This is a genomic window from Nocardiopsis chromatogenes YIM 90109 (assembly GCF_000341185.1).
GTDB classification, from domain to species: Bacteria; Actinomycetota; Actinomycetes; order Streptosporangiales; family Streptosporangiaceae; genus Nocardiopsis_A; species Nocardiopsis_A chromatogenes.
The window spans coordinates 1-10,797 of record NZ_ANBH01000014.1 but is presented as its reverse complement, the minus strand read 5'-3'; the positions used below and the strand labels follow the sequence as shown (position 1 = coordinate 10,797).

The 10,797-nt window shown below is 74.8% G+C and carries 9 protein-coding genes and 1 pseudogene; 7 read left to right on the top strand and 3 right to left on the bottom strand.

Features of this window, described 5'->3' with window-relative positions:
* Positions 1–592: 592 nt before the first annotated feature.
* Both ybaK and D476_RS0101285 read right to left on the bottom strand, forming a co-directional pair.
* A complete protein-coding gene (gene ybaK, locus D476_RS0101290) occupies positions 593–1,075 on the bottom strand; it encodes a Cys-tRNA(Pro) deacylase (RefSeq protein ID WP_017622176.1) in 483 nt (160 codons plus the stop codon).
* 68 nt (positions 1,076–1,143) lie between these two features.
* Positions 1,144–1,713 carry a ferritin gene (locus D476_RS0101285; RefSeq protein ID WP_017622175.1) on the bottom strand — a complete coding sequence of 190 codons (570 nt, stop codon included), beginning with the start codon at positions 1,711–1,713 and terminating at the stop codon, positions 1,144–1,146.
* 310 nt (positions 1,714–2,023) lie between these two features.
* Between D476_RS0101285 and hisD the strand changes: the two are divergent.
* The 7 genes and pseudogenes from hisD to hisF all read left to right on the top strand — a co-directional run bounded on the left by hisD (position 2,024) and on the right by hisF (position 7,569).
* Positions 2,024–3,312: pseudogene (gene hisD, locus D476_RS31755) on the top strand (histidinol dehydrogenase).
* 49 nt (positions 3,313–3,361) lie between these two features.
* On the top strand, positions 3,362–4,444 hold the full coding sequence (locus D476_RS0101275) for a histidinol-phosphate transaminase (RefSeq protein WP_017622173.1): 1,083 nt from the start codon (positions 3,362–3,364) through the stop codon (positions 4,442–4,444).
* Positions 4,445–4,499: 55 nt separating this feature from the next.
* Positions 4,500–5,093, top strand: a complete 594-nt coding sequence (gene hisB / locus D476_RS0101270) for an imidazoleglycerol-phosphate dehydratase HisB (RefSeq protein WP_017622172.1) — start codon at positions 4,500–4,502, stop codon at positions 5,091–5,093.
* Complete coding sequence (locus D476_RS38140; RefSeq protein WP_017622171.1) at positions 5,093–5,257, top strand: hypothetical protein; 165 nt, start codon at positions 5,093–5,095, stop codon at positions 5,255–5,257. Before hisB ends, D476_RS38140 begins: the two co-directional genes overlap by 1 nt.
* A 94-nt stretch (positions 5,258–5,351) precedes the next feature.
* Positions 5,352–5,987, top strand: coding sequence for an imidazole glycerol phosphate synthase subunit HisH (gene hisH / locus D476_RS0101260; protein ID WP_017622170.1), 636 nt, complete (start codon positions 5,352–5,354; stop codon positions 5,985–5,987).
* Positions 5,988–6,055: 68 nt separating this feature from the next.
* Positions 6,056–6,787 carry a bifunctional 1-(5-phosphoribosyl)-5-((5-phosphoribosylamino)methylideneamino)imidazole-4-carboxamide isomerase/phosphoribosylanthranilate isomerase PriA gene (gene priA / locus D476_RS0101255; protein WP_017622169.1) on the top strand — a complete coding sequence of 244 codons (732 nt, stop codon included), beginning with the start codon at positions 6,056–6,058 and terminating at the stop codon, positions 6,785–6,787.
* Positions 6,784–7,569, top strand: coding sequence for an imidazole glycerol phosphate synthase subunit HisF (gene hisF / locus D476_RS0101250; protein WP_017622168.1), 786 nt, complete (start codon positions 6,784–6,786; stop codon positions 7,567–7,569). Before priA ends, hisF begins: the two co-directional genes overlap by 4 nt.
* A 427-nt stretch (positions 7,570–7,996) precedes the next feature.
* On the opposite strand, the gene D476_RS38135 is transcribed toward hisF, so the two are convergent.
* Positions 7,997–8,830: a glycosyltransferase gene (locus D476_RS38135; protein ID WP_275041528.1), complete on the bottom strand. Its 834-nt coding sequence runs from the start codon at positions 8,828–8,830 to the stop codon at positions 7,997–7,999.
* Between the last annotated feature and the right edge of the window lie 1,967 nt (positions 8,831–10,797).

The window sequence follows — 10,797 nt, the reverse complement described above, 5'->3', positions numbered from 1 at the left end:
ACCGGCGGGCCCGGAACCCGCCTTCCGGGCCCCTCGGACGCCCCCCGGGGGCGCCCATGGTGGTGGAACCTGCGCGGAATCACTGATCGGGTGGCGGTGCCACCGCCCTGGAGCGCCGGACCCCCGCGGTGTGCCCGCTATGCCCGGAATGTGGGCCCCTCCGCGATGATCTCGACGAGGGTGCCGTCATTCCGGCGGCGGTTTTGACAGCATCCTCGTCGAGATCATCGCGGGGAAGGGCGTACCGGCCCGGCGGCCGTGACGAGCGCGAACGACCACCCGCCCACCCGGACCGCGAGCGGCCCGCCGCCCGGCAGGCAGGGCCGGGGAACCGCCCGGCTCTTGCCGTCGCCGCCCTCTCCGGTGACCACGCACACGCCTGCCGCGCGACAGCGCTGCCGGAAGGGGCGCGGACTTTCGTCGTTGCCGCCCTCACCCTCACACCCCGGCGGCCTGCCGCCCGGCCGGGGTCCGTGAGCGGGGCAGCTGGTGCCCCGCTGCTGCTCCGGCTCGGGCTCTAGGACGGGCGCGCTCGGCGCTCCTGCCCGGCTCCTGCCCCAGGGAGGGCGGTCCGTGGCAGACTTTCGCCTGGTCAATACGCGGCGATGGGGCCGGTCGTCGCGCGGGTCAGGTCCAGCAGGTCCCTTGGGGAGAGTTCCATCTGCAGGCCCCGGCGGCCCGCCGACACGTACACCGTCTCGTGGTCGCCAACCGAGGAGTCCACCACCGTGCGCAGCCGTTTGCGCTGGCCCAGCGGGCTGATGCCGCCGCGCACGTACCCGGTGGCGCGCTCGGCGTCCTTCGGGTCGGCCATCGCGGCCTTCTTCCCGCCCGCCGCCGCGGCCAGCGCCTTCAGGTCCAGCGTGGCCGCGACCGGCACGACGCCCACCGTCAGCACCCCGTCGACCTCGGCCACCAGCGTCTTGAACACGCGGTCGTGCGGGACGCCGAGCGCGTCGGCGGCCTCCTCGCCGTAGGAGGAGCCGCCGTCGCCCGAGGCCTCGTAGGTGTGCAGTGTCGTCTCGATCTTCGCCCGGCTCGCCGCGAGCGTCGCCGGGGTCCCCTTTCCGCTCACGCGGCCAGCCTAGTGCGGCCGCGGCGCGGGCCGCCGGGCCCGCCGCAGGCGGCGGGCGGCGGCGCCCCTCACACGGTCAGCGCCGGACCCGCCGTCTCCGGGGCGCCGGCGTCGCCCCCCGTCTCGTCGGGCATCTCGCGCGCCAGCCAGGTCTCCACCTCGAACATCGACCCGCCCGCCGCGCGGTCCAGCACCGCCAGGATGGTCGACATCTTGTGCTCCTCCTCCACCTGCTCGGAGAGGAACCACTGGAGGAACTGCTCGCCGGTGTAGTCGTTCTCCTCGCGGGCCACCCGCTGCAGAACGTGGAACTGCTCGGTGACGCGCTGCTCCTGGGCCAGCGCGAGGGCCACCAGGTCCCGCGGCGCGTCGAAATCGTTCTGGATTTCGTCGACCCGGGGGATGGAGGTGGGAACGTCCCGGTCGAGCAGGTAGCGCACGATCATCATCGCGTGGTCGCGCTCCTCCAGCGACTGGCGGTAGAAGATCCGCGCGAGCTGGGGCAGGTGGCGGTCGTCGAACCAGGCCGCCAGCGCCACGTACTGGTGCGAGGCGGTGAACTCGTGCCGCACCTGGTCCAGAAGGAGGCGGTGGAACTTGGAAAGGCCGTGCTCAGTGGTCTGCGGTGTGGAAGCCATGCCTTCACGATAACGCCCCCCAAAACCCGAGTCGAATAAATGCACGGCAATTTTCGCCACACAGGGAAGCCTTTCTTGCGTGGAATTAGGTTAGCCCTCCCAAAGTTAGGACAGGCTTATTGTGTGCTTTTATGGTGAGGCTTGCCTGAACGGTGGCGAAGGGGGTGCGGCGGGAGATAAGGGGAGGCGGCCGCGCCCGCCCCTCCGCCGCCTCGCGCCTGCGGCGCCCCGCCCGCCCGTGACCGCGGTCACCCCCCTCGACCAGGGCGCTCCTGGGGCGTGCGGGGCGACCGGCCCCTAGAATGGGGCCGTGATCTCCCGAATCGATCTCCGAGGCACCACCGGCGACCCGCGCGACCTGCTGCCCCGCGCCGAGACCGACGTCGAGGCGGCCGTGGCCAAGGTCCGCCCCATCGTCGAGGACGTCCGGCATCGCGGAACCGACGCGCTGATCGAACTCGCCGAGCGCTTCGACGGGGTCCGCCTCACGAGCATCAAGGTGCCCGAGGAGGAGATCACCGCCGCGCTGCGCACCCTCGACCCGTCGGTGCGCGCCGCCCTGGAGGAGTCCATCCGCCGCGCCCGCCTGGTCCACCGCGACCAGCGCCGCACCGACACCACCACCCGCGTCGCCCCCGGCGGCACCGTCACCGAACGCTGGGTGCCCGTCGGCCGGGTCGGCCTGTACGTGCCGGGCGGCCGCGCCGTCTACCCCTCCAGCGTCGTCATGAACACCGTGCCCGCCCAGGAGGCCGGGGTGGAGTCGCTGGCCGTCGCCTCCCCGCCGCAGGCCGAGTTCGGCGGCCTGCCCCACCCCACCGTCCTGGCCGCCTGCGCCCTGCTCGGCGTCGACGAGGTCTACGCGGTCGGCGGCGCCCAGGCCGTGGCCATGTTCGCCTACGGCGCCGGGGAGTGCGCCCGCACCGACATGGTCACCGGCCCCGGCAACATCTGGGTGGCCGCCGCCAAGCGCATGCTCAAGGGCACCATCGGCATCGACGCCGAGGCCGGGCCCACCGAGATCGCCGTCCTGGCCGACGACACCGCCGACCCCGGCTACGTCGCCGCCGACCTGATCAGCCAGGCCGAGCACGACACCGTCGCCGCCTCCGTCCTGGTCACCCCCTCCACCGCGCTCGCCGACGCCGTCGACGCCGAGCTGGAGCGCCGGGTGGCCGCCACCAAGCACTCCGACCGCATCACCCAGGCGCTCACCGGCCCCCAGTCGGGCACCGTGCTCGTCGACGACGTCGAGCACGGGATCCGCGTGGTCGACGCCTACGCCGCCGAGCACCTGGAGATCATGGTCCGCGACCCGCGCGCCACCGCCGACCGGGTCCGCAACGCCGGCGCGATCTTCGTCGGCCCCCACGCACCGGTGTCCCTGGGCGACTACCTCGCCGGGTCCAACNCGGGGGGCCCCCCTGCCACTCCTCCGGCCTGAGCGTGCAGACCTTCCTGCGCGGCATCCACGTGGTCGACTACGACCGCGACGCCCTGGCCGAGGTCGCCGGGCACGTCGTCGCCCTCGCCGAGGCCGAGGACCTGCCCGCGCACGGCGAGGCCGTCACCGCGCGCGTCGGCCGAACCGGCGCCTGAGGAGCCCCGCACCACCCGCACCGACTCCCCGGACGGAACACCTGACACCGTGAGCGACTTCGGCCTCGACGACCTGCCGATCCGCGACGACCTGCGCGGGCGCACCCCCTACGGCGCCCCCCAGCTGGACGTGCCGGTCGCACTGAACACCAACGAGAACCCCTTCCCGCCCTCCGAGCGCCTGGTCGAGGCCCTGGGCAGCGCCGTCTCCGACGCCGCCCGCGGCCTCAACCGCTACCCCGACCGCGACGCCGTCCGGCTGCGCGCGGCGCTCGCCCGCTACCTCGGCCACGGCCTGGGCGCCGACCGGGTGTGGGCGGCCAACGGCTCCAACGAGGTCCTGCAGCAGATCCTGCAGGTCTTCGGCGGCCCCGGGCGCACCGCCATGGGCTTCGAGCCGTCCTACTCCATGCACCCGGTCATCACCGAGGTCACCGGCACCCGCTGGATCACCGCCGAGCGCGGCGCCGACTTCCGCATCGACCCCGACCGGGCCGAGGAGCTGATCGCCGAGCACCGCCCCGATGTGCTCTTCCTGACCTCGCCCAACAACCCCACCGGCACCGCGCTGCCGCCGGAGACCATCGCCCGCCTGGCCGCCGCCGCACCCGGCATGGTGGTCGTGGACGAGGCCTACGCCGAGTTCCGCCGCGAGGGCACCCCCAGCGCGCTGACGCTGCTGCCCGACCACCCGCGGCTGATCGTCTCGCGCACCATGTCCAAGGCCTTCGCCCTGGCCGGCGCCCGCCTGGGGTACCTGGCCGCGCACCCGGCCGTGGTGCAGGCGCTGCAGCTGGTGCGGCTGCCCTACCACCTGTCCGCGGTCACCCAGGCCGTCGCCCTCACCGCCCTGGAGTTCTCCGACGAGCTGCTGGCCGGGGTCAAGCAGCTGCGCGAGGAGCGCGACGCCCTCGTGGAGTGGCTGCGCGCCCAGGGCTTCTCCGTCGCCGACTCCGACGCCAACTTCGTGCTCTTCGGGGAGTTCGAGGACCGCGGCGCGGTGTTCCGCGGCATGCTGGAGCGCGGCGTGCTCATCCGCGAGGTCGGCCCGCCGCGCTGGCTGCGCGCCACCATCGGCACCCCCGAGGAAATGTCCGCCTTCCGGGAGGCGTTGCTGCGGGTGACGGCCTGACCGCCGACGCCGGCCGCTCCGAGACCAGGCCCGAGACCAGGAGAGTCCCACCACCATGAGCCGAATCGGCCGCATCGAACGCGCCACCAAGGAGACCAAGGTCAGCGTCGAGATCGACCTCGACGGGACCGGCGTGTCCGACGTCTCCACCGGCGTCGGCTTCTACGACCACATGCTCGACCAGCTCGCCAAGCACGGCCTGTTCGACCTGACCGTGCGCACCGAGGGCGACCTGCACATCGACTCCCACCACACCATGGAGGACACCGCCCTGGCCCTGGGCGCCGCCTTCCGGGAGGCCCTCGGCGACAAGGCGGGCATCCGCCGCTTCGCCGACGCCAAGGTGCCGCTCGACGAGGCCCTGGCCGAGGTGACCGTCGACGTGTCCGGCCGCCCCTACCTGGTGCACAGCGAGCCCGAGGGCATGGCCCCGGTGATCGGCCGGGACTACGACACCACCATGACCCGCCACATCTTCGAGTCGTTCGTCGCCCAGGCGCGCGTGGCCATGCACGTCCACGTGCCCTACGGCCGCAACGCCCACCACATCGTGGAGTGCCAGTTCAAGGCCCTGGCCCGGGCGCTGCGCTTCGCCTGCGAGAAGGACCCGCGCGTCAGCGGCGTCCCCTCCACCAAGGGCGCGCTCTGATGCAGGACCTGTGGGGCGTGCTGCTCATCGGGCTCGGCGGCCTGCTCGCCGGGGGAGCGATCGCCACCTGGAAACAGCAGCGCGTGCTCTCCGCAGCGCTGGGCCTGTGCACCGTGCTGGCCGTCGCCTCCGGGGTGCTCCGCCTGGGGTACTTCGGGGGGTGAGCCCGCCTTCCGGCCGACCGGCGCCCCGCCCGCCCGCCCGCACCCCGCCCGCCCACACCCCTCCATCGCCGAACCAAGAAAGGCGCGGTCGACCGTGCAGCCTCGCGTCGTCATCCTCGACTACGGATCCGGCAACCTCCGGTCCGCCCAGCGCGCCGTGGAGCGCGCCGGCGCCGACGTGGAGGTCACCGCCGACCCCCATGCCGCCATGGAGGCCGACGGCTTGCTCGTGCCCGGCGTCGGCGCCTTCGCCGCCTGCATGGCGGGCCTGCGCTCGGTCCACGGCCACCAGGTCATCGGCAAGCGCCTGGCCGGGGCCCGCCCCGTGCTCGGCATCTGCGTCGGCATGCAGGTCCTCTTCGACCGCGGCGTCGAGCACGGCGTGGAGACCGAGGGGTGCGGCGAGTGGCCCGGCACCGTCGAGCGCCTGCAGGCCCCCGTCATCCCGCACATGGGCTGGAACACCCTCGACGTGCCCGAGGGCAGCCGCCTGTTCGCCGGGATCGGCCCCGAGGAGCGCTTCTACTTCGTGCACTCCTACGGCGTGCTGGACTGGGAGCTGGAGGCGACCTCGGCGCACATCGCCGCGCCGCTCGTGACCTGGTCGACCCACGGCCGCCCGTTCGTGGCCGCGGTGGAGAACGGCCCGCTGTGGGCCACCCAGTTCCACCCCGAGAAGTCCGGCGACGCCGGGGCGAAGGTCCTGGCCAACTGGGTGGCGTCGCTGTGAGCGGCGCCGCCGAACCCGTCCCCGTTCCGCGCAGCGGACCGAAACCGGAAAGCAGGGTCTGCCAACCGATGTCCTCCACCCTCGAACTCCTCCCGGCCGTGGACGTGGCCGACGGGACCGCGGTCCAGCTCGTCCAGGGCAAGGCCGGGTCCGGCGGGCGGTACGGCGACCCGCTGGAGGCCGCCCGCGCCTGGCAGGAGGCCGGCGCCGAGTGGATCCACCTGGTCGACCTGGACGCCGCCTTCGGCCGCGGGCACAACCGCGAACTGCTGTCCTCGATCGTGGGGCGCCTGGACGTCAAGGTCGAGCTGTCCGGCGGCATCCGCGACGACGAGTCGCTGGCCGCCGCCCTGGCCACCGGGTGCACCCGGGTCAACATCGGCACCGCCGCGCTGGAGAACCCGGACTGGTGCGCGCGCATCATCGCCGAGCACGGCGACCGCATCGCCATCGGCCTCGACGTGCGCGGCACCATCCTGGCGGCGCGCGGGTGGACCCGCGACGGCGGCGACCTGTACGCCACCCTGGACCGCTTGGAGGCCGAGGGGTGCGCCCGCTATGTCGTGACCGACGTCAACAAGGACGGCACCCTCAAGGGCCCCAACCTGGAGCTGCTCAGCGCGGTGTGCGCCCCCCCGAAAAAGCCGGTCGTGGCCAGCGGCGGGGTGTCCGCCCTGGCCGACCTGGAGGCGATCGCGAGCCTGGTGCCCGAAGGGGTGGAGGGCGCCATCATGGGGACGGCGCTGTACGAGGGGGCCTTCACCCTGCAGGAGGCCCTTGAGGTGGTGAAGCGGTCGTGACCCTCGCCGTGCGCGTCATCCCGTGCCTGGACGTGGACGCCGGGCGCGTGGTCAAGGGCGTGAACTTCCAGAACCTGCGCGACGCCGGGGACCCGGTGGAGCTGGCCGCCCGCTACGACGCGGCCGGTGCCGACGAACTGACCTTCCTGGACGTCACCGCCTCCAGCGGGGACCGGGAGACCACCTACGACGTGGTGCGGCGCACCGCCGAGCAGGTCTTCATCCCGCTGACGGTGGGCGGGGGCGTGCGCACCCCCGACGACGTCGACCGGCTGCTGCGCGCCGGCGCCGACAAGGTGGGGGTGAACACGGCGGCGATCGCCCGCCCGGAGCTGATCCGGGAGATCGCCGAGCGCTTCGGCAACCAGGTGCTGGTGCTGTCGGCCGACGTGCGCCGCGCCGAGGGCACCCCCGAGGCGCCGCTGCCCAGCGGATTCGAGGTCACCACGCACGGCGGGCGCCGGGGGGCCGGCATCGACGCGGTGGAGTGGACCGAGCGCGCGGCGGAGCTGGGCGCCGGGGAGATCCTGCTGAACTCGATGGACGCCGACGGCACGAAGGCGGGGTTCGACCTGGACCTGATCCGCGCCGTGCGGGCGCGCGTGGACATCCCGGTCATCGCGAGCGGAGGCGCGGGCCAGGTGCCCCACTTCCCGCCGGCGGTGGACGCGGGGGCGGACGCGGTGCTGGCGGCGTCGGTGTTCCACTTCGGCGATTTCACCATCGGGGACGTGAAGGCCGAACTGGCGAGGCAGGGCCACCCGATCCGCCCCGTGGGCTGAGGCGAGGGCCGAGGGCCGAGCAGGCGGCGGCCCGGGGGCATGCGGCCGCCCGGGCCCGGTCGGCAGTATCGCCGCAACACCGCTGGATCGAGTGCCTGTCCGGATGGTTCCGGCGGCGCTGTCGGGCGGTGACCGGCCCACACACCTGCACCCGACAGCGCTGCGCCGAAGAGCCAGGGCCTTCGTCGCCGCCTGGCCGTCTCGCACCCCGGTGGCCCGGCGGGCGGCGGGGGTCCGGGAGCGGGGTACCCGCCGTGCCACTCCTCCCGGACCGCGAAAACCCGTCGCCTGGCAGGCAGGCTCGGGGAACCGCCCCGTTGCCGCCGTCGCCGCCCGACCACGATGACCGGCCTGCACGCCCGCATCCGCCCGTTCTCCGCATGTGCGCCCGCCTGTCAGCGGCTCCGGTTTCCGGGACCGGTCGTCCTCACACCGCACCCAGGCGCTCGTACAGCTCCCGGTACACCTCCGCAACGCGGGGCCATGTCCGGTTGGCGGCGACCTCCTCGCGGCCGGCGCTCGCCAGCTCTGCGCGCAGGCCAGGGGTGCCGTGCAACCGTTCCAACGCGTCCGCCAACGCTTCCGCGTCGCCCGGCGGCACCATCAGGCCCGCCTCGCCACCGGCCAGAAGCTCGCGGAGCGCCGGAAGGTCGCTCGCCACGACGGGGGTGCCCAGCGCCATCGCCTCAACCGGTTTGAGCGGCGTCACCAGGCGGCACACCCGCTCATCCGCCCGCGGCGCGGCGAAGGCGTCCAGCGCCGCGTGCGCCCGCAGCGCGTCGGCGGGGTCCACACGTCCGGGCAGCACGCACGCCTCACCGATGCCCAGGTGCCGCACCGCCGAACGCACCCCGCCCAGCGCCTCGCCGTCGCCGACCAGCAGCATCCGCGCGGGCACCCCGCGCTCGCGCAGCAGCGCCACCGCCTCGGCGAGCACGGTGAACCCCTCATAGCCCACCACGCTGGAGACCGACCCCACGACGAAGTCGCCGTCCTCCAAGCCGTGCTCGCGCCGGAACCCCGCCCCGTCGGGCCGGGCGTCCAGCAGCGACGGCTCCACCGCGTTGGGCGCCAGCACGATCCGCCCGGGGTCGGCCCCGCGCGCGACGATCTCCTCGCGCATGGTCTCCGAGAGCGTCACCACCGCGTCGGCGGTGCGCATCAGCGCCGACTCGCGCTCGACCACCGCCCGGTGCCGCTCACTGCCCTGCGCCTGCGGCACGGCCCCCGACAGCCAGCTCTCCTCCCGGAAGCCCCGCACCTCGTACNCCCCAGCCGGGCGGCCGCCGCAGCGGCGATGGAGCCGTTCCGGTGGTCGGTGGCGGCGTGCAGCACCGCGGGGCGCAGCCGCCGCGCCAGCGCCGCCACGCCCTCGACCCCCGCCTCGATCTGCGCGGCCAGCCCGCCCGGCAGCTCCACACCCGGGTGCAGGCGGTGGTGGCCCACCCCGTCCAGCTCCTCGGACTCCTCCATCCCCGGCCGGTCCAGCGGCCACCCGGGGAAGGTGACCACGCTCGGCTCCAGCCCGGCGTCCTTCTGCGCGGTGACGATGCGGTGGGTGCGCACCGTGTACCCGGCGCCGGTGTACGGCAGGGCGTTGGACACCACGTGCAGCACACGCCCCGGGACCGGCTCGAACCCCGCATCGTCCCGGGCGGGCGGCTCCGGCAGCGGGCCGAGGGCGCGCCGCTCGCCGACCAGACGGTCGTGCATCCGCGCGCACACCTCGTGCCCGCCGGTGTAGGGCTCCACGGCGGCGATGGCGTCGGACAGGCGCCCCTGCTCGAAGAACAGCCGGGCCTTGCGCGCCGCCACGGCCCCGCCGAGAGAGGCGGTGTAGTGCTCCGGCAGGCCGGGGAGGTGGCGCAGGGCGACCTCGGTCAGGCGCGGGCGCTCGGCCGCCGTCAGCACGGACGCCAGCCGCCGGGCGGCCCGCCGCCCGCGCGGCGTCTCCTCCGCGGCGGCAGCGGCGATGCGCGCCATGTCGCCGCGGGCGTCGTCGACCCGCTCCCCGGCGGCCAGCAGGAGCAGGCACGCGGCGGGGAACCGGGGAGGCGGGACGTCGGCGCGGGACGCCCTGCCCGACCGGTCGGCCGCTGGGCCGCGCGGGTCGGCGGTGGACAGGGCGGAGGCCCTCGCCTCCTCGGACAGGGACCGCGCCCAACGCAGCGCGCTTCGGGCGGCGGCGTCGCGCAGGCCGTCGAGGAGCCCCGCGCGCGGGGGAGAGGGCGTGGCCGCGGGAGCACCGAAAGTGGGGGAAGACGTGTCGGACACCCTTACGAGTCTGGGGCCGTTCCGGCGCTTTGTGCGCCGCTCGGCGGGCTCCGGGCGAGGAATTCCCCGGACCGAACGCCGCCGTTCACCGCACGTTCGCGCCCGCGGGCGAAAGGTCGTCGGCCGCTTGTTGTGTACGCGGCCGCCGTAATGGACGGGACGGCGGAGCAGGTCTCCCGCTCCCGGCTCTTGCCGGGCGGCGGACAACCGGTGCGCAAGGAAAAGCGGCGGCGACGAAGCAGGTCGGCCCCCCTTCTGGCAGCGTCGTCGGGCGGCAGGCGCGCGGCCGGTCACCGGAGATGGCGGCGACGGAGCAGCCGGTGCCCCGCTCACGGTCCCCGGCCGGGCTCCGGGTTTCCGGAGTGCGAGGAAGAGCAGCGGCGACGACGGAGGTCGGCGGCCCCACTTGCAGCGCTGTCGGGCGGCGGGGGTGTGCGTGGTCGCCGTGCTGGGCGGCGACGGAGCGAGCGGGGCGGTTCCCGGGCCCTGCCTGCCGGGCGGCGGGTTCCTGGCGGTCCGGGCGGGGCGGCGCGGCCGGGCGGGGGTCGTCCGCGCTCGTGGCGGCCGCCGGGCCCGTGCCAGGGCGGGGCCGCCGGGCCGGTGCGGGAGCCCGGAGGGGCGGCCCGCCCGGGGGCGTTCCGGCATAACGGGCACTCGGGGAGGGGTTCGGTGATCCAGGGGGGTGGTACCGCCGCCCGGTCAGTGGTTCCGCGCAGGTTTCACCACTACGGGCGCCTCCGGGGGTACCCGCAGGGCCCGGAAGGCGGGTTCCGGGCCCGCCGGTACCGGCCCGGTGTCCGCCTCGCCCGGTTCCCCGGGCGCCGGGGCGCATCCCGCGCTCTGTTCGACGGCCGGGGTGGCCCGGTGGGCGGTGCGGGTGTGCGTTCATCGCGATTCCAGAACATGTTCTGGCGCCAGAAGGCCCCTTAATGGCAGGCCATGCCCGTTTGCCGA